Annotated in this window: 15 protein-coding genes; 5 read left to right on the top strand and 10 right to left on the bottom strand. The window is 66.2% G+C overall.

Annotation, left to right across the window (positions count from 1 at the left end; translation table 11 throughout):
* Positions 1-64: 64 nt before the first annotated feature.
* Both ispH and C3Y92_RS12540 read right to left on the bottom strand, forming a co-directional pair.
* A complete protein-coding gene (gene ispH / locus C3Y92_RS12545; RefSeq protein ID WP_129353019.1) occupies positions 65-925 on the bottom strand; it encodes a 4-hydroxy-3-methylbut-2-enyl diphosphate reductase in 861 nt (286 codons plus the stop codon).
* Positions 922-1,935: a tRNA dihydrouridine synthase gene (locus C3Y92_RS12540; protein ID WP_129353017.1), complete on the bottom strand. Its 1,014-nt coding sequence runs from the start codon at positions 1,933-1,935 to the stop codon at positions 922-924. The genes ispH and C3Y92_RS12540 overlap by 4 nt, the downstream gene beginning before the upstream one ends.
* A 360-nt stretch (positions 1,936-2,295) precedes the next feature.
* Between C3Y92_RS12540 and nhaA the strand changes: the two genes are divergently transcribed.
* A complete protein-coding gene (gene nhaA / locus C3Y92_RS12535) occupies positions 2,296-3,723 on the top strand; it encodes a Na+/H+ antiporter NhaA (protein ID WP_129353015.1) in 1,428 nt (475 codons plus the stop codon).
* A gap of 162 nt (positions 3,724-3,885) precedes the next feature.
* On the opposite strand, the gene C3Y92_RS12530 is transcribed toward nhaA, so the two are convergent.
* The 7 genes from C3Y92_RS12530 to C3Y92_RS12500 form a co-directional block, all read right to left on the bottom strand.
* Complete coding sequence (locus C3Y92_RS12530; RefSeq protein WP_129353013.1) at positions 3,886-4,644, bottom strand: Rossmann-like domain-containing protein; 759 nt, start codon at positions 4,642-4,644, stop codon at positions 3,886-3,888.
* An 11-nt stretch (positions 4,645-4,655) separates the two neighbouring features.
* Positions 4,656-5,651, bottom strand: coding sequence for a DUF459 domain-containing protein (locus C3Y92_RS12525; protein ID WP_129353011.1), 996 nt, complete (start codon positions 5,649-5,651; stop codon positions 4,656-4,658).
* A gap of 402 nt (positions 5,652-6,053) precedes the next feature.
* The gene (locus tag C3Y92_RS12520; RefSeq protein ID WP_129353004.1) at positions 6,054-7,067 is read right to left on the bottom strand and encodes an arsenic resistance protein; all 1,014 of its coding nucleotides are present in this window, start codon (positions 7,065-7,067) and stop codon (positions 6,054-6,056) included.
* 415 nt (positions 7,068-7,482) lie between these two features.
* A complete protein-coding gene (locus tag C3Y92_RS12515) occupies positions 7,483-8,673 on the bottom strand; it encodes a DUF459 domain-containing protein (RefSeq protein ID WP_129353002.1) in 1,191 nt (396 codons plus the stop codon).
* A gap of 15 nt (positions 8,674-8,688) precedes the next feature.
* Entirely contained in the window at positions 8,689-9,855 is a 1,167-nt protein-coding gene (locus C3Y92_RS12510; protein WP_129353000.1) for an SGNH/GDSL hydrolase family protein, read from the bottom strand.
* 44 nt (positions 9,856-9,899) lie between these two features.
* On the bottom strand, positions 9,900-10,685 hold the full coding sequence (locus C3Y92_RS12505; RefSeq protein ID WP_235669479.1) for an SGNH/GDSL hydrolase family protein: 786 nt from the start codon (positions 10,683-10,685) through the stop codon (positions 9,900-9,902).
* Between the two features lie 179 nt (positions 10,686-10,864).
* Positions 10,865-11,230 carry an SH3 domain-containing protein gene (locus C3Y92_RS12500; protein ID WP_129352996.1) on the bottom strand — a complete coding sequence of 122 codons (366 nt, stop codon included), beginning with the start codon at positions 11,228-11,230 and terminating at the stop codon, positions 10,865-10,867.
* Positions 11,231-11,468: 238 nt separating this feature from the next.
* Between C3Y92_RS12500 and argF the strand changes: the two genes are divergently transcribed.
* The 4 genes from argF to C3Y92_RS12480 all read left to right on the top strand — a co-directional run bounded on the left by argF (position 11,469) and on the right by C3Y92_RS12480 (position 16,960).
* The gene (gene argF, locus C3Y92_RS12495; RefSeq protein WP_129352994.1) at positions 11,469-12,377 is read left to right on the top strand and encodes an ornithine carbamoyltransferase; all 909 of its coding nucleotides are present in this window, start codon (positions 11,469-11,471) and stop codon (positions 12,375-12,377) included.
* 107 nt (positions 12,378-12,484) lie between these two features.
* Positions 12,485-13,678, top strand: coding sequence for an argininosuccinate synthase (locus tag C3Y92_RS12490; RefSeq protein WP_129352992.1), 1,194 nt, complete (start codon positions 12,485-12,487; stop codon positions 13,676-13,678).
* A gap of 358 nt (positions 13,679-14,036) precedes the next feature.
* Positions 14,037-15,419: an argininosuccinate lyase gene (gene argH, locus C3Y92_RS12485; RefSeq protein WP_129352990.1), complete on the top strand. Its 1,383-nt coding sequence runs from the start codon at positions 14,037-14,039 to the stop codon at positions 15,417-15,419.
* Entirely contained in the window at positions 15,401-16,960 is a 1,560-nt protein-coding gene (locus C3Y92_RS12480) for a sigma 54-interacting transcriptional regulator (protein ID WP_129352988.1), read from the top strand. Before argH ends, C3Y92_RS12480 begins: the two co-directional genes overlap by 19 nt.
* 147 nt (positions 16,961-17,107) lie before the next feature.
* Here the strand turns inward: C3Y92_RS12480 and C3Y92_RS12475 are convergent, their stop codons facing one another.
* Positions 17,108-18,871 (bottom strand): methyl-accepting chemotaxis protein, encoded by a 1,764-nt coding sequence (locus C3Y92_RS12475; protein WP_235669478.1) that lies wholly within the window; start codon positions 18,869-18,871, stop codon positions 17,108-17,110.
* Positions 18,872-19,161 lie beyond the last annotated feature (290 nt).

The following is a 19,161-nucleotide window of genomic DNA, read 5'->3' as shown; positions in this document are numbered from 1 at the left end:
CGGACAAGGGCGGGGCGGCGTTTGTCGGCCGGTCGGTCGCTAGTGGCGGGCAACCGGCGTGAGGCTAATAGGATTCCAGCACCTGCTGGACACGGTCAATTATTTTCTTCGGCGTTGAAGCGCCGGCTGTCAAGCCGATTGTGACGTAGCCCGTGAACATCCCGGGCGAAAGTTCATCGGCGGTTTCGATATGGATGCTTGGCGTGCCGGCGCTTCGGGCCACCTGGGCCAGGCGTCTGGTGTTGCCGGAGTCGCGTCCGCCGACCACCACCAGGAAGTCCACGGCGGCGGCCAGATCCATGGCCTCCTGCTGGCGGTTCATGGTGGCGTTGCAGATGGTGGACAGCACGGTCAGGCCTGCGCCGAAGCGGTTTCGCAGATAGTCGCGGATGCGCAGGAATTCCTGTTCGTCTTGGGTGGTTTGGGCAGCCAGGAAATAGGTGGGACCGTGGGGCAGGTCGAGCTTTTCGAGCTCGTCCATGTCGCCGAAGACATGGGCTCCGGCCGTGGCGTAGCTTAAAAGCCCCTTGACCTCGGGATGATCCTCCTCGCCGAAAAGCAGCAAGGTCCGGCCCTGCTTGGCCTGGGCCTGGATGAGGGTCTGGGCCTTTTTGACCTTGGGACAGGTGGCGTCCACGATCTCGGCTCCCCGGTCGGCGATGGCCCGGCGCACGGGTTCGGGGATGCCGTGGGCGCGAATGACCACGGTGGTCCCGGGGGCGATGGCGGCCGGGTCGTTGACCACGCCTACGCCCTTGGCGGCGTAGTCTTCGAGCACCTGCGGATTGTGGATGATGGGGCCGAAGGTGACGATGGCTTTGGCCGGGGCGTCCTTGGCCGGGGCGTCGATGAGGGCGGCGAGTTTTTTCAGGGCCAGATCGACGCCCATGCAGAATCCGGCGGTCTGGGCGCGAAGGAGTTTCATGCGGCTTCTCCGGCGGCTTGGGGCGAGGCGGCGGCCAGGGCCTCGGCCTCGCTTATGATGTCGGACAGTTCGTTCCAGGACTGCACCCGGCACAATCGGTCGCGCAGCGCCCGGCAACCGGGCAGGTCGCGCAGGTAGCGGGGCACGGCCGTGCGCATGCGCAAAAGCGCCTGGCGGTCGTCGGCATGTTCCCGGCACAGGGCGGCGTGGCGGCGCACGACGTCGCACACCGACGGGACGGCCTGGGGCGCGTCGTGCCCCTTTTCGGCGAAAAGGGCGGCATGGCGGGCGAAAACGCGGGGATCGGCCAGGGCTCCCCGGGCGTACATGACGCCGTGCGCGCCGGTTTCGGCCAGGACCGCGCGGCCGTCCGCGGCGGTCATGAGGTCGCCGCTGGCGATGACGGGCAGGGTTGAGGCGGCGACGAATTCCCCCAGGGCCGGCCGGTTGGCCGTGCCGGCAAAGCCCTGGCTGGCATGTCGCGGGTGCAGGGCCAACCAGGCCACGCCGGCCTCGGCCAGGCGCGCAGCCAGCTCCAGATCGACCCGGGCCGGGGGCTTGGACCCCAGGCGCAGCTTGACCCCGACCCGGCCCGGGCCCACGGCCCGGACCATGGCCCTGGCGCAGGCGACCAGCCGGTCCGGGGCGCCGAGCAGGGCCGCGCCGGCGCCGGTCTTGACCACCTTGCGCACCGAACAGCCGCAGTTGAGATCGAAAGAGGTGTAGCCGGTCTCGGCCAGGGCGGCGGCGGCCCGCTCCAGATAGTCCGGCTCGGCCCCGAAAAGCTGCACCACCAGCGGGCTGTCGGCCGGGCAGGTGGCCAGCAGGCGTTTGGTGTTGCGCGAATCGTAAAAAAGCCCTTTGGCGCTGACCATTTCCGTCACCGCCACCGCCGCGCCGAGTTCCCGGCACAACAAGCGAAAGGGCAGATCGGAAAAACCGGCCAGGGGGGCCAGCCAGGGCGCGTCGGGAGCGATGGGTGGAGGGGATATGCCGAAAGGATGGGACATAGGGGGTACGCAATTCCTCGGCGGTCTATAGCCCAAGGCCGGCACGGGGGCAATGGCGGTCACGGCTGGCCCAGGCTGGGAATTGCCAGTAGCGGGCGGACCATGTCCGGAAAGGGGCTGGCGTAGCCCGAAATAGCGGTTCCCTGACGGCGCAGTGGCCGCGCAAGCGAGGACGGCCCAGGCATCCCCGGAATTTTTGGCCGTCAACCTCACGGAAACAGTGCTTTTCCGAATTGTCTTGCCCAGCGCGTGAAGCTGTCTTACCCTTGATAATCTTGAATCGTCCGAGGCGTCGTGTCGCGTCCTTGGCTGTCACACCGTCAACGTGCAAAGTATTGCATCAAACTGTATTGGAGTTGCATGGCAGATCATCCTCTAACCCCTTCCCGGCCGTTGCCCCTGCTGGAGCAGGCCTTGGCCCCGTTTCGCCGTTTCAGCCAGGTCCAGGCCTCGGGCGGCATCGTGCTTATCGCCTGTACCCTGATTGCCCTGGTCTGGGCCAATTCGCCCCTGGCCCCGGCCTATTTCGCCTTGTGGGAAACGCCCGTGACCGTGGGCTTTGGCGACCACGTCCTGTCCAAGACCCTGCTGCACTGGATCAATGACGGACTCATGGCCGTGTTTTTTTTCATGGTCGGCCTGGAAATCAAGCGCGAGATCCTGGTCGGCGAACTCAATTCGCCGGCCCAGGCCATCCTGCCCGTGGCGGCGGCCGTGGGCGGCATGGTTGTGCCGGCCCTGCTCTATGTGCTTTTCAACTACGGTCAGCCGACCATGGCCGGCTGGGGCGTGCCCATGGCCACGGACATCGCCTTTGCCCTGGGCATCTTGTCGCTTCTGGGCAATCGCGTGCCGGTTTCGCTCAAGGTTTTCCTGGCGGCCGTGGCCATCGTTGACGACATCGGCGCGGTGCTGGTCATCGCGATCTTTTATTCCGGCGATATTTCCCTGTTTTCCCTGGTGGTCGGCGGGGCCATGTTCGTGACAATGCTCGGCCTCAACATGGCCGGGGCGCGCCATCCTGCCGTTTACGGCATCTGCGGCGCGATCCTGTGGCTGGCCTTTCTCAAATCCGGCGTCCACGCCACCGTGGCCGGGGTGCTGGGGGCCATGACCATCCCGGCGCGCACCCGCATTTCGGCCGGGGCGTTCCTGCACAAAGCGCGTCGGCTCCTTGATTGTTTCGCCGCGTCCATGGAACCGGGCCAGGTGCTCTTGGCCAACAAAACCATGCAAGGGACGTTGGAAAACCTTGAGTCCGCCTGTCAGCGCGCCAGCGCCCCCTTGCCCCGCCTGGAGCACGCTTTGCATCCATGGGTCGCCTACGGCATCATGCCGCTGTTCGCCCTGGCCAACGCCGGAGTGCCGCTCTTTGGCCAGGCCGGGCAGTCCCTGGCCGAGCCGGTGTCCCTGGGCATCTTCCTGGGGCTTTTCATTGGCAAGCAGCTCGGCATCTTCCTGACCTGCCTGGGGCTGTTCCGCCTGGGGCTGGCGTCCATGCCGGAGGGAATGCGGCTCTCCCATTATTATGGGGCCTCGGTGCTGGCCGGCATCGGGTTTACCATGTCGATTTTCATCGCCGGTCTGGCCTTTGGCGACGGCGCAGCCGTGGCCGATCAGGCCAAGGTGTCCATCCTCGTGGCCTCGGCCCTGGCCGGAGTCTATGGTTTTGCCGTGTTGCGGCGCGGCGAAGCAGTGGATGATCCGGCCTGCCGGGAACAAGACGACGACGAAACGGTTTGCCCGGGGTCGCCCCCTGGCTGTCCCGGGAGCGGCGGCCGCCATTGAGGGGGCGTCGCCTCGTTGTGGGGCGTCCTGACGGGAGCGACGGGAGCCGGAACAAAATCGCCGTCAAGGGCGCGCCGCTTGTTCGGGGCCTAAGCGTCTCGGGAACGCGACGCGGCGTTTAGCCGTCATACGGCGGCCGGGCGGGAGGGCCGGGAAGCCGCCCTAAACGGTCAGCCCCGGCCGCGGCCAGGAGCACTGGCGCACCCCGGAAAGCCCCTTGAAGCAGCTGCCGGCCCGGATGCCGGCCAGGGCCGCCTCGGGGTCGGGCACGACGCAGCCGGCCAGAACGTCGATGCCGCAGCGCACAAGGCCCGGGGCAAAGGGCGTGGTGGGGCCGAGCATGATGACCACGGCGTCCTCCCGACAGGCGGAAAGCAGCCCGGCCAGGCTGCCGTTTAAAAGCGTCGTGCCGGTGACGGCCACCATGTCGGCCCGGGGCAGGATCTCGCCGGCCATCTCGGCCGGCAGATCGCCCGGGCGCGGCCGTTTTTCCAGGACCCACAGCGTGCGGCAGGCTTCGCGCAGGCTGGCCGTGAAGGGAAAATGCCCGACCACGGCCACGTCCTTGCCCCGGCCCAGGGACGTCAGCAGGTCCTGGCCCGCGCCGTCGCGGACGTCTTCGGGAAGCGGCAGCAGGGAATTGGCCGCAGCCATGGCCACCGAGGCCAGATCGGTCCCGTCCGTGGCCGGGTCAGCGAGCAACCGTAACGCCTCGTGAACCGTGGCCGGCACGTTTTTGGGCCGGGCCGGGGCCAGCCCCGGGACGATGTGGGAGACCAGCGAGGCCAGCCCCAGGCCGTGCGAGGCCACGGCGGCCAGACACGTGCCCATGGTCAGGGAATCGATGGGCCGGTCGGGCAGGGCCAGCACGTCATCGACCACGGCGGCCAGCACCTCGGCCTGGGACAGTTGGCGGCGCATGGACAAGCTCCTTACGGTTTGGCCGGGCTTGCGGTCGGGCCAAGGACATCAAGAACCCGGCGACAGAGCAGGTCGTAGCCGGTCATGGTCATGTGGACGCCGTCGCCGGCCCGCAGGGTGACGGTCTTGCCGCCGATGTCCTTGGCCTGGACATAATTGCCCGAGGCGTCGGTAAAGACGTCGCCGGGTTCGAGATAACGGCAGCCGGTCGTCTTGGCGCAGCCGGCCCGGGCCGCGGCGTTGACCGCCGCCACGCGCTGGCCGTAGGCCGGGTCCTTCATGGCCGGCAGCCCGACCCACATGACCTGGACACCGGCCTTGGCGGCGATGGCCAGAAAACGCTCCACCTTGGCCGTGTAGGCCTCGTGCCATTCCGGCGTGCCCGCGCCCTTGCCGGCGATGGCGTTGTTGGCGTCGTTGCCGCCAAGGACCACCACCACGGCCGAGACGGGCTGGCGGGCCAGGGTCTCGGCCAGCGCCTTTTCCCAGTCGTACTTCTTGGAAATGAGTCCTGTCGAAACCTTGCCCATGGCCAGACAGCCCGGCCCGCCGGTTTTGGCCAGGCGTTGCTCCATGGTCATGCCCACGCCCACGGCCAGGGAATCGCCGACCACGGCCACCACCGGCCCGTCGGCTTTTTTCGCTTTGGGCTCGGCGGCCTGGGCCTCGGCCGATCTGGGGGCTTGGCCGGACTCGGAGGCGGGCGCGGCCGGTTCGGAACGGGGGGGCTTGATGGCGGCGTTGACGGCCGGTTTGGGTTCCAGGGCCTGCTTGGTGGCCTGTTCGGGAACGGCCGGCTCCACGGCGACGGCCGCCTTGGGCGCCGGCGGCACGGCCGGGGGCACGGCCGTGGGCAGGGTATCGACCGGCTCGGGTTTGACCTCGGCTTCGGCCGAGGTGACCGTTTCTTCGCCGGTCGGCGCGGGAGCCGGCGGGCGTTTGGCGCAACCCGGCAGCATCAGGGCGGCGGCGAGCAGTGGTGCGGCAAATCGAGCAAAAGGGCGCATGGCGCATCTCCGTGAGGGCAGGCGAGCCCATGTGGCGTTGTGTTGGGGCGTTTCGGAGCGCGAGTCGGTCCGGCCGGGGCGGTGGACAGGGAGTTGGCTCGAAGCGGCAGGCCGTGCCCGGTCTAACACCGGCATAACGAACCGTCCCCAGGACACAGCGTACGTCCACTGATGTCATCCGGAACGCATTGCTCCCCGGGCGGGAGTATGGCCCATGGCGGGTGGCCGGGTCAATGCGAGGTTGCGGGGAAAAGAATGGGCGGACAAGGCGTTGGGGAAATGCCGTCCCCGGCCCTCCCGCGCGGGAGCGAGGCGCGCGGGAGGCGGGGAAGACGGCGTCTTGCCGGAGGCGGCCGGCAAGACGCCCGGGGGGAACGACGGTTGGAGCCTGTCCTTGCGGCTTCAGGGCCGGCCGACCGCTTGCGGGGCGGTGGAGAAATCCGGCGAGGCGGCCAAGGGCTGGCCGAAGACGCGGTCGGTCAGCTTCACGTACCAGGCCGCCGACTGGACCTGGATGACATAGGCCAGGGCCACGACCAGGGCCGCTTCGGAACCGCTGGTTCCGAAGGCGTTCATGGCCACGGCCAGGGCGATGGAGAGATTTCGCATGACGGTGCCGTAGACCAGGGCGATGCCTTCGCCACGCGGCAAAAACAGCCGGGCTGCCGCCGTGGAAACGGCGTAGTTGGCCCCGTAGAGCAGGCAAAGGGGCAGCAGGATTTCGGCCAGCACGCCCGGCGTGGCTACAATGGTCTTCGCCTTCAGGGCCAGGGCGATGAGCACGATGCCCAGCACCCCGATGGTGGATAGGGCCGGAAAACGGGGGCCTATGCCCGTAGCAAAGGCCTTTTGGCCGTAGCGTCGCACCAGAAACCGCTGAGTGGCGTAGCCGGCGGCCATGGGCAAAAAGACGATGAGCCCGATCTGCTTCATGACGCCGGAAACGTCTACGGCAATGGCTTCGCCAAGCAGGAGCTTGACGTAAAACGGCGTGGCCAGGGACCCGAGAACGAGGCCGATGACCGTCATCTTCACCGCCGCCGCCACCTTGCCCCCGGCAAAGCCCGTCCAGGAAATGGTCATGCCGCTTGTCGGCACAAGCCCGGCCAGGAGCAGGCCCAGGGCCAGGGTCGGCTGGTGTGGGAAGAAAAACTGGGCCAGGCCATAGGCGACGAAGGGAATGAGACCGAAATTGACGCATTGGGCCAGCAACTGCGCTTTGCCGTCGCCGCCGGAAAGGACTTCCTTGATCTTAAGCGTCACCATCATGGGGTAGACCATGAGGAAGGTGAAGGGCAAAATAAGGGATTGCATCCACGAAACGTCGCCAGACAGGCCCCAGACAAATCCAATGGCCATGGCCGTGGGGATGGCGATAATCAGATTCTTGGAAATGCGTTGCAACGTTGTCCACATGATGTTTCCTCCATGGGATGGTCCGTGTTGGAACGCGGTCCGGGCGATGTGGCGTGGCCGGGCCGACTCCCTGTGAACGGATCATGGGCGCATCACTGCCAAAACGCATTGATCGACATCAACGGCGGAGTTTTTTTCCGGGAAAGCAAAAAAACGGGCAGGAAGTTTGGATGGGATCGTGGCGAAGGTTCCAGTCCCGGCGGCTACGGCCGCGACCGGGGCAACGGCGGCAACGCGGGCGAGACTTGGGCACGGCGCAAGGCGTAGCCGCAGCAAGGGCAAGGACGAGGGCACGAGGCGAGGGATGTCGCGATGTCACGCAAGAGCCGCGTTCCCAAAAGCGCAGAGGGCGTTTTTTAGGCAACGAACGAAAATGAGCGATTGTAAAGACTTTCGTTGTTTGCGGGACGTGACCCTAGCGGCGGCGCACGGGCAGGCGCAGGGGTTGGCCGATGGACAGACGCCTTGGGTCGGCATCGGGATTGAGCGCGACAAGATCGTCTTCGGACACCCCCATGCGTTTGGCGATCAGGCGAAAGGTGTCGCCGTCGCGCACGCTGTAGACCTTGCCGCTGGGGCGGGCCTTGGCCTGGACTTTGGTTTTGCCGGAGGCCTCGCGCTGGGCCTGGGGGGCGGGATCGGCCACGGGGCGCAGGTCCCGGGCCTGGGCGCACAGTTCGTCGAGGCCGGCCGCGGGCGGCAGTTGTTCCTTGCCGGCCAGGGAGGCGGCGACCAGGCCAGCCAGGAGTCTGGCCCCGGCCTCGGTCAAGTGCACGCCGTCGGCGGTGCGGATGGCCGTGGCCTCGGCCGTGGCCGCATCCTTGGCGTGGCGGGCGTAGCGGCCTTCGGGGTCGGAAAAAGCGGCTTCGGCGTCGATGAACCGGCAGCCCGCCTCGGCGCACATCCTGGCCAGCACGGCGTTGATGCGTTTTACGCCGGCGTTTAGGGCCGCGTCGCCCATGGGCGGCGCGGCCACCCAGCTGACGGCGACGTCGGGGTTGGCTTGGCGGCAGATGGCGACAAGTTCCCGGGCCTTGGCGGCGTAGGTGTCATCCCAGGCCGGCTGGTCGAAATAGACCCGGCCGCCGTCGGCGGCGGTCAGCGGCATGACGTCGTTGGCCCCGATCATGATGACCACGATATCGGGCGCGGATTTGCCTACGAGCTCCCGCAACCGGGCCGGCCAGTCCAGAAGCTCCGGGCGGCTTAAGCCCGTGGAGCGCTGACCGTCGCGGGAAAAATCCAGGCCGGGCGCGCCGGCCAGGGCGTGTTCGAGCTGTTCGCCAAGGCTGATGGACAGGGAATCGCCGATCACGAGCAGGCGTTTGGCCCGTGTCTGGGACGACTGGGGCGGTGACGCGGTCTTGGCCAAAGGTGAGGCCTGGGTCGCCGTTTTGGGCGCGTCAGCGGATTTGGGCGCTTCGTCCTGGCCGCAGGCCGTGCCGAGCAAACAGGCCAGGCAGGCCAGGGCGGCCAGGATGCGGCGGGCCGGGCCAGGGGCGGCCCGCCGGGCGGCCTGCTCTCGGCGAACGGTCGCGGCCGGCTGACAGGCTGGCGTTCGGCGTTGCGGCCCGGGGGCGGCGTCCTTGGCGGTCGGATTGGGCACGTGGTCTCCAGCCGCCTATTTGGGGGCTGTCTGGGCGGCCTGGGGCGCGGCGGCGGCCGGTTTCTTGGCCACGATCTCCACATCCTTGGCCAGGGCGGCCAGGAAGGCCTGGGCCAGGACATCGCCGCCGGCCACGGTGAAGTGGACCTTGTCGTTGGCCCGCACCTTGATCTTGACCCCTTTGTCGTTGGGCAAAAACGTCGAATAATTGCCCTGATCGTCGGCCAGCAGCGTCCAGGTGTCCAAGTAGGTGCTGTTGCGGAACTTGGCTGCCTCGGTTTTGACGATGTCGTTCATGATCTCGACCTGCTTGGCGTAGGGCGCGTCGCCCATGACGGGCAGGCCGATCCAGTAGTTGCGGATGTTTTTTTCCTGCATGGCGGAAAGGAAATCCTCCACGCGCATGGAAAAGACTTCCGGCCAGGTCTTGTTGGGATTGCCGGGCGAGCGGGGCTTTTCATTGACGTTGATGTACTTGGCGTCGTTGGCCCCCATCATGACCACGACCAGATCGGGCTTGTACTTGTCGAGAAAGACCCGCAACGCCCGGCTCCAGTCATAGTATTTGGGATTGGCCAGGCCGCTTGAGACCTTGCCTTCCTCGATGAGTTCCAGACCCTCGATTTCGGCCACGCTGCGTCGCAGCGACAGGGACAGGCCGATGGCCAGGGAATCGCCGACCACCAGCAGCTTGCGCGGAGCCGGTCCCTTGCCCTGGGTTAGGGCTTGTTCCCCGGAGCCGGGCTGGCCGGAAAGGGGCGGGTGGGCCACGGCCGGCCCGGCTCCCTCGCCCTCGGCCGCGCCCGGTTTGGGGGGCGACAAGGCGGCCAGCAGATTGTCGGCGTCGATGGGCTCGTCGGGCTTAAGCAGAGGCTGGTTGGGGTCCAGGCGTTCGCGTAGGGCCTGGGCGGCGGCGTCGGAGGTCGGCTCCTCGCGGCAGGCCAGGTTGTTTTTATACGTCTCGTCGAAATAGGCAGCTATTTCGCAGTCAAGTTGCCGCCAGTGGGCGGCCAGCTGGGTCTCGCGCCAGAGGTTGCGTACCCGGCGCACCTGCCGGGCCGCTTCCGAGGCCGGGCCGTCGCCCATACGGTCGTCCACCCAGACCGACACCTTTTCGATGTTGGCCAATATGGCGACGACCAGGGCGATGCAGTATACGAGGCAGGCTTTTTTCCAACTCATGGATGTTACTGGGGTGTCGACGTTTGGCGCGCGGGTTGGCGGCGTCAGGGCGCCACGGGCAGGCCGGTGGCGATGCGGTCGGTGAGGAGCTTGCAGCCGGCCGGGCTGAAGTGGACCCCGTCCTTGCCGCGAAGAGAAACGGCCTTGCCGGCCACCGGCTTTTTGGCCGAGAAGTTGCCGGAATTGTCGGCGAAAAGATCCCATGAGTCGATGAAACGGCAGCCCTTGGAGGTGGCGCAGGCGGCCCGCATGGCTTCGTTGGCGGTCCAGGCCTTCTGGCTGAAGGTCTTCTCGCGCATGGGCGGCAGCCCCACCCAGGCCACGGGCACGCCCCGTCCGGCGGCGATGGACAGAAACCGCTCGGCCTTGGCCTGGAAATCCCGGGACCACTCCGGCGTGCCCTTGCCGTTTTTGGCGTCGTTGCCGCCGAGCATGACCACCAGGGCGTCGGGCTTCTCGGCGTCCAGAAATTCGCCCAGGGCCTTTTCCCAGTCATAGAATTTCGGGCTATTGAGACCGCTGGAAACCTTGCCCTTGCTGGCCAGGGCCACCGGCCCCCGGGGCTTGAGGGATTGCTCAAGGGTCATGCCCAGGCCCACGGCGAAGGAGTCGCCGACGATGAGGATTTTTTTGGGAGAGCAGGCCGGTTGGGCCGCGGCGGCCAGGGATTGTGCCGTGGCCGGCTCGGCCTGGGCCGGCTGGTCCTTGGGCTGTTTTTTTGCCCAGGCTTCGGGGGCGAAAACCGCCGCGCCAAGGCAGGCAGCCAGAAGCGCCGCCGTGAAAACTCGGGACAGGAAAGGGGAGGTGCGCCCAGGACAAGGGCGGTCCAAAACATTTCGCATCCGCTGGCGTATAGACGCGGCATGGCGCTTTGTCCAGAAGCGAAGGGGCGGCCAACCTGGCTGGGGCGTCGTCATGTCCCCGAGGTCGCCTGATTGGCGGCCTCGGGGAACAAGGACGTTTGTTTCGGAAAAAGACCGTGTCGGGCGGGTCGCCGCCCATGGCCCAGCTAGTTGAGGTAGCGGCTGGCCACCCAGCCTTCCTGGCCTCGGGTAAAGGCCCAGACATGGGTCCAGTCCCCTTGGTGGCTGAGCACCTGCACCTGTTCGCCGACATTGAGGGAGTTGATGATGTCGCAACGCGTGGAACCGCAGCTGCGAAGGCTCAACCCCTGAGTGTTGACCACGGCGTAGACCGCGTCCGGCGGCACGACCACGCCGGCCGGCAAGGGGATACAGCCGTAGCCCGAAGCGTAGTAGTAGCCTTCGGGGCAGGCCGGCGGCGGCACGTAGACCATGGGCGCGGCCGTGACCGTGCAGCCCGAAAGCGCCGCGACCAATCCCAACAATGCCAAGAGATTCCAGATCGTCTTCATGCAAGCCTCCTGGGCCGGGAACACATGCCGGCCTGTCGCCTCCGCCCCTGCCTCGTTCTGGCCGGCAGACGGGGAGGTTTTCCCATCTGCCGCTTCTAGCACCGGCCCTGGCCCCGGTCAACGCGGCGACAAGGCGGCAGGCCACGGCGGCCATGACAGCGCTTTACAAACGTCGCGGTTGAAGGGTAACGATTTCTTTTTTACCAATTCTGGGAAGTCGCTCCGAAAGGATATCGCAATGCCCCGACATTTTTTGACCATCCTCGATTTCAGCCGCGACGAGGCCGCCCGCATCCTCGACCGGGCCGCTGCCATGAAGGCCGCCGACCACCGCAGCGATCTGCTGGCCGGCAAGACCTGCATTCTCATTTTCGAAAAAGCCTCCACCCGCACCCGGGTGTCCTTCGAGGTCGCCGTGCGCCACCTCGGCGGCTGGCCCATCTTCATGACCCAAAACGATTCCCAACTCGGCCGCGATGAGCCCATCCGCGACACCGCCCGCGTGCTGTCGCGCTACGCCGATTGCCTGATCGTGCGCACCTTCGGCCACGACAAGCTGGTCGACCTGGCCGGCTACGGCTCCATCCCCGTGGTCAACGCCCTGTCCGACGCCTACCATCCTTGCCAGATCATGGCCGACCTGCTCACCATGCGCGAGCACTCCGGCCGCCTCGACGGCCTGAAACTGGCCTACGTCGGCGACGGCAACAACATCGCCCATTCCATCGTGAACGCCGCCGCCCGCTTCCCCATCCGCGTGGCTATCGCCTCGCCCGACGGCTACAAGCCCGACCCGGCCGTGGTGGCCAAAGCCCAGGGACAGGGAGCCGACGTCACCATTACCACCGATCCGGCCGAGGCCGCCGCCGGAGCCGATTACCTTTATACCGACGTCTGGGCCTCCATGGGCCAGGAAGCCGAACACGCCGCGCGCGTGAAGATTTTCGCCGGCTATCAGATCAACGACGCCCTGCTGGCCAAGGCCGCGCCCGGGGCCAAGGTGCTCCATTGTCTCCCCGCCCACCGGGGCGAGGAGATCACCGACGCCGTCATGGAAGGCCCGGCCTCCATCGTGTGGGACGAGGCCGAAAACCGGCTCCACGTCCAAAAGGCCATCCTCGAATGGGTTTTTACGGCGGCCGGCTAGCCCCCGCGCGCCAAGGTTCGCCCCGTATCCAGCAATATTCCGGCCCGCCCGTCGCCGCCGCCTGATCTCCTGGCGGCTCGCCGGCCGGCCGATCCAAGGAAAGCGCCATGAGCACCATCAAGAAAGTCGTCCTGGCCTACTCCGGGGGCCTCGACACCTCGGTCATCCTCAAGTGGATCAAAAAGACCTACAACTGCGAAGTCATCACCGTCACCTGCGACCTCGGCCAGGAAGAGGAACTTGACGGCCTGGAAGAAAAGGCCCTCAAAACCGGCGCGACCAAGGCCTACATCGACGACCTACGCGAAGAGTTCGCCAAGGACTTCATCTTCCCCATGCTGCGGGCCGGAGCCATCTACGAAGGCCGCTACCTGCTCGGCACCTCCATTGCCCGGCCGCTTATCGCCAAGCGCCTGGTGGACGTGGCCCGGGCCGAGGGCGCTCAGGCCGTGGCCCACGGCGCCACCGGCAAGGGCAACGACCAGGTGCGCTTCGAATTGACCACCGGCGTCCTGGCCCCGGACCTGCGCACCATCGCCCCCTGGCGCGAATGGGATTTCGCCTCGCGCACGGATCTGCTCAATTTCGCCAAGGACAACGGCATCCCCGTGCCTTCCGACAAGAAAGGCTCGGACCACAGCATGGACCGCAACCTCATGCACTTAAGCTTCGAGGGCGGCGAGCTGGAAGACCCCTGGAACGAGCCCAGCGCCGACACCTATCTGCTCACCGTGCCCGTGGAAAAAGCTCCTGACGTGGCCGACGTCGTCACCATCGACTTCGAGCACGGCGACCCGGTGGCCATCGACGGCGAAAAGCTGTCCCCGGCCGCGCTCATCAAAAAGCTCAACACCCTTGGCGGCAAACATGGCGTGGGCCGCATCGACATGGTCGAAAACCGCTTCGTCGGCATGAAGTCGCGCGGCGTCTACGAGACCCCGGGCTGCACCATCCTGCACATCGCCCGGCGCGACCTCGAAGGCATCTGCCTGGACCGCGAAGTCATGCACCTGCGCGACAGCCTCATCCCGCGCTACGCCGAAATGGTCTACAACGGCTTCTGGTACGCCCCGGAACGCAAGGCCCTGCAGGCCATGATCGATCAGGCCCAGGAGCGCGTCACCGGCACGGTGCGGGTCAAACTTTACAAGGGCCAGGCCTATCCCCTGGGACGCAAGTCGCCCAACAGCCTCTACAACCCCAAGCTCGCCACCTTCGAGAAAGACGAGGTCTACAACCAGGCCGACGCCACCGGCTTCATCCGGTTGGTGGGGCTGCGGTTGCGGGGACTGGGGCAGTAGCGGGCGAGTAGAGAAGCGAAGAGAAGAGGAAGATGCCTCCGGCGGCCGGGAGGGGGTGACCCCCTCCCGGACCCTCCCCGACAGGGCGTGCGGCGGCTCGGTCGGGAACGTCGGACGGCGGGACGCCGAACGTTTGGGGGCGCAATTTCGGGCAACGCGCCGGCCGCAAAGCCGGCCGACACGTTGCCCGAAATTGCGCCCCCAAGGTGCGCCAGCGGCGAAGCGCCGCATTGGAAGAGGGGGGCGGCAATCCCCTTTGGAGTTTTTTGGGGAGGGAGGGGGCCCGGGGGAGGGAACCCCTTTTTTGCAAAAAAGGGGTTCCCTCCCCCGGGCTTCGTTCTTTCCGGAGGAAAGCGACATGTCCACGAAAATGTGGGGCGGGCGGTTTGGCGAGGGCACCGGGGCCTTGATGGAGGCCTACAGCGAATCCGTTTCCTATGACCGGCGCATGTACCGTCAGGACATTGCCGGCTCCAAGGCCCATGCGCGCATGTTGGCCAAGCGCGGCGTGCTTGCCGGCGAAGAGGCCGAGCGCATCGTGGCCGGTCTGGATCTGGTGCTGGAAGAGATCGAGTCCGGGGTCTTTCCCTGGCGGCTGGAGCTGGAAGACGTTCACATGAACATCGAGCAGCGCCTGACCGAGCTCATTGGCCCCTTGGGCGGCAAGCTCCACACCGGGCGCAGCCGCAACGATCAGGTCTGCCTGGATTTCCGCCTTTACGTGGCCGAGAGCCTGGAGGTGTGGACGAGGCTTTTGCGCGAGCTGGCCGGGGTGTTTGTCGACCGCGCCGCCGAGCATAAGGACACGCTCTTGCCTGGCTGCACCCATCTCCAGCCGGCCCAGCCGGTGAGCCTGGCCCAGCATCTTTTGGCCTACGCCTGGATGCTCAGGCGCGACTGCGAGCGGGCCGAGGACGCCTTGAAGCGCGTTCGCGTCTCGCCGCTTGGCGCGGCCGCCCTGGCCGGCACCACCTATCCCCTGGACCCGTCCATGGTGGCGCGCTCGGTGGGCTTTTCCCACGCCTTCGGCAACAGCATGGACGCCGTGTCCGATCGGGATTTCGCCCTGGAGTCGCTATTTTGCGCCTCGGTCATCATGGCGCACTTAAGCCGCTTTTGCGAAGAAATCATCCTCTGGGCCAACCCGCGTTTCGGCTACGTCGCCCTGCCCGACGCCTACGCCACCGGGTCGAGCATCATGCCCCAGAAGAAAAATCCCGACGCCGCCGAACTCATGCGCGGCCGGGTGGGGCGGGTCTACGGCTCGCTCATGGGGCTTTTGACCGTGCTCAAGGGCCTGCCGCTGACCTACAACCGCGATCTCCAGGAAGACAAGGAACCCTTTTTCGATGCCGACGACACGGTGCGGGCCTCGCTTCGGGTCATGGCCGGGATGCTCGCCGAGCTGCGCTTCCGCCCCGAGCGGATGCGCGAGGCGCTGGGGCAGGGGTTTCTCAACGCCACCGAGCTGGCCGACTACTTGGCCGCCAAAGGCGTGCCCTTCCGGGAAGCCCACCACATCACCGGCCGGGCCGTGGCCCAGGCCGAGGCCCTGGGCATCGGCCTGGAGCAATTGACCTTGGAGCAATTGCGTGTATTTTCCCCGGCCATAGAGTCGGATGTTTTCGAGGCGCTACGGTATGAAACCGCCGTGGCCAGGCGCAACGGACCCGGCGGCACAGGTCCTCAATCCGTGACCAACCAGATGGCGGAACTTTCCCGATGGCTTCAAAGACCCTGAATCTCCAGCTGCATTGCCTCCAGGCAATAAGCGGCATCATCGACCAGGCCCTGGACCTGGAGCAGTCGCTCCAGGACATCCTGCGCATCCTGGCCGAGACGCTTTCCATGAAGCGGGCCACCATCACTTTGGTGGACCGCTCCACGGGCAAGCTGGTCATCAGCGTTTCCCAGGGGTTGTCTCCCGAGGAGAAGCGGCGCGGGGTCTACGGCTTAAGCGAGGGCGTCACCGGACTTATTTTCCAGACCGCCGAGCCGTACGTGGTGCCGGACATCCGCCACGAGCCGCTGTTTCTCAACAAGACCCAGTCGCGCAAGATCGAACGCGACCGCATCTCCTTTGTCGGCGTGCCCATCATCCTCCACGGCCAGCCCATCGGCGTGCTCAATGTGGACCGGCTTTTTGGCGACGAGGTGGACTTCAACGAGGACGTGGCCTTTCTCACCGTCGTGGCCACGCTGATTGGCCAGTTCATGAGCCTCAACGAGAAGTACGAGGCCAAGGTCGAAGTCCTCAAGCGCGAGAACGTTTCGCTGAAGTTCAAGCTCTCCCAGGAATCCCGGGGGCTGTACATCGTCGGGCGCAGCCTGGCCATGCAGGATGTCCAGCGCCAGATCGAAAAGGTCGCCCCGACCCGGGCCACGGTGCTGCTGCTTGGCGAATCCGGCACCGGCAAGACGCTCATCGGCCGCATCATCCACGACCTCTCCGAACGCAAGGACTATCCCTTCATCAAGGTAAACTGCGCCTCGATCCCGGAAAACCTGCTGGAATCGGAACTGTTCGGCTACGAAAAGGGCGCGTTCACCGGCGCGGACCAGACCAAGCCCGGCCGTTTCGAGGAAGCCAACAAGGGGACCATCTTTCTCGACGAGATCGGCGAACTGCCCCTGGGGCTTCAGGCCAAGCTCCTGCGTGTGCTGCAGGACAAGGAATTCGAGCGCCTTGGCAGCAACAAGACCCGGCAGGTGGACGTGCGCATCCTGGCCGCCACCAACAAGGATCTGGCCGCTCTGGCCGAGGTCGGCGCGTTCCGGCCGGACCTCTATTACCGCTTAAACGTCTTTCCCTTGCAGACCCCGCCGCTTCGGGAGCGCAAGGAGGACATCCAAAGCCTCATCATCCATTTCCTCAACAAGGTTTCCAAGGAATACGCCCGCAACCTGACCTTTTCCACCGAGGCCCTGGCCGTGCTCAAGGAGTACGACTGGCCGGGCAACGTGCGCGAGATGGAGAATCTGGTGGAGCGGCTGGTTATCCTGGCGGAAAACGAGCGTATCGACGCCGACCTCATCCGGCCCTATCTCACCATCCCCAGCCGCGACGACAGTTACGAAGCCGAGTACGGCAGCGAAGGCGAAGGCGCGCCGTCGCTCAAAAGCCTGGAAAAGTCCGTCATCATCGACGCCCTGCGCCGCCATGGCGGCATCCAGCACAAAGCGGCCAGGGAACTCGGCATCACGCCCCGGCAGATGGGCTATCGGGTGAAGAAATTCAATCTGGAATCCATGGTGGCCGTGCAGCGGGTGAAAAACCGCTGATCACCAGCCCTCGGACGCATCAAACAACGGCCGCCCCGTAATCGGAGGCGGCCGTTGTCATTTTGGGGAGGTGCAAGGCCTGTTGACTGGCCGTCTCACGCGCCTTCCCCTCTTCTACACTCCGGCCGCAGCCGGCAGGCCAAAGCTTTAGGCCGTCTTTTCCAGATACAACCGATTGAGGGCGTCGAACAGCTGGACGCGAACGGTCTCGAATTGCTCCATGAGGGCCGAGGCTTCGCCGCTTTGGCCCCGGCTGACGAGCCCGGCAATGCGGCGGGCCAGGGCGTGGACCTGCTCGTGATGGCGGCCGATCTCGTCGAAAATCGGCTGGCCGGCGAAGGAACGGCGGCCGTCGGCGTCGTACCACTTGCCGAACTGGCACTGGTGGTGGTCGGCCACCTCCGAGGGATCAAGGCGGATGTGCCCGAGCAGGATCGACTCCAGCCTGGCCCGCCAGGCCAGGTGGGCCGTCTTGACGGCGGCAATGTCAAAGGGCGGCTTGCCAAGGTCGAACTGGCCGATCTGGTCGGTCAGCAAGCCGGTTAAGCGCGTCAGCTCCCGGGACGAGGAATTGACCTGCTGGGAGGCGGCGGCCATGCCGGCTACGGACTCGGCCACGCCGGCCGCTCGGCCGGAGATGTCCCGGGCCGCGTCCAGGCCGTGGCGGGCTTGTTCGCGCATGTTCTCGGCGATGCGCGCCGCGCCGGAGAGGCTTTCGGCAATGGCGGCCGTGGCCTGGGAATGCTCTTCCGTGGCGTTGGAGCTGGTGAAGATCATATCCCGCAGGCTGTCCACGGTTTCGGCGATGGCTCCGACCTCGCCGCCGACGTCGCCCATGGCCCGCATGAGCCCCTCGGCTCCGGCGATCTGTTCCTCGGCCAGCCGGGCGCTGGCTTCCACGGCGGCCACGGCCTGCTCCGTCGCCGCCACGTTGCCCTTGGCCATGGCCTGGATAGAGGTGATGGCCGCGCCCACGTCCCGGGTGGCGGTCATGGTCTTTTCGGCCAGTTTGCGGACCTCGTCGGCCACTACGGCGAACCCCCGGCCGGACTCGCCGGCCCGGGCCGCCTCGATGGCGGCATTGAGGGCGAGCAGGTTGGTCTGGTCGGCGATGTCGGCGATAACGCCGAGCACTTCGCCGATGGATTGGCTGTCGCGCCCTAGCGCCGCCATGTCGCGTTGGAGATTGGACGCCTGGTCGCGCACGCCGACAATGGAGTCGGCCACCTGGCGCAGGCCGGTTGCGCCTGTCGCGGCGCGCTCTCCAAGGCCGGCGATTTCCACGGCGTTGCGACGGGCCGCCTCGGCGGCGCGTTCCACAGCCTCCCTGGCCCGATCCACGCTGGCGGCGATCTCGTCGCTGGCTTGGCGCGTCTGCTCCACCGATGCGGCCACCGAGGCGATGTGGGCGGCGGTATCGTCGGCGGCGGCGTCCATGGTTTCCATGTCCCGGGCGAGTTGGCGGGCCCTGGCGTCGATGGCGGCGGCGTCGTCCTTGGAAGCTGCGGCCATGGCGCTGGCCGCGCTGGAGCTGGACTCGAACTCCCGGGAATAGGCGGCGATGGTGGTGACGGCGTTTTTGTCACTCACGCAAAAGTCGCGGAAGCGGTTGCGGGCGGCCAGGCCCACGGGCGGCGGCGTGGCGGCCAGATTGCCGGCGGCCAGGGCGTCCAGCGTGCCCGTGGCGGCAACGGCGGTTCGGGCCAGTCTGGACAGGCGCGCGTAAACCGTCGCGCCCCAGACGGCCAGCACGCTCCAGCCCACGGCGGACAGGGGGAGCAGGGCGGGCGTGGTTTGGAGCCAATCGGGGGACAGGGACAGGGCTACGGCAAGGCTCAGGTTGGCGGCGGCCAGGGCGGCCAGGGCGGCGGATTGGATCGGCCCGATAACGTCGCGGGTCGGGTGAGACATCGACAACTCCTTGCAGTGTGGCGAAGACAGCACAACGACGACAACAACACCGAAATCAGTTTTACGATTTGCAAGAGTGCATATGGTAAGCCTTTGGCAAGGTTGAAGGAATCAACATGGTGCTCATACTCTTCTCTACTAGTAAATTCGATAGAGAAATGATTGTTTGGTGTCAATATTGTTGTATTTGTTCTTTTTGTCACTTTCATGAAGTACAAGAGTATTTTTGCACTATCGCACCAAAAAGCTTGTGCTGGGAGGTCGTGTCTTCAATGAGGAGGCAATGGCGT

This window comes from Solidesulfovibrio carbinolicus (assembly GCF_004135975.1).
Taxonomy (GTDB): domain Bacteria; phylum Desulfobacterota; class Desulfovibrionia; order Desulfovibrionales; family Desulfovibrionaceae; genus Solidesulfovibrio; species Solidesulfovibrio carbinolicus.
This window is presented reverse-complemented; position numbering and strand designations above follow the sequence as displayed.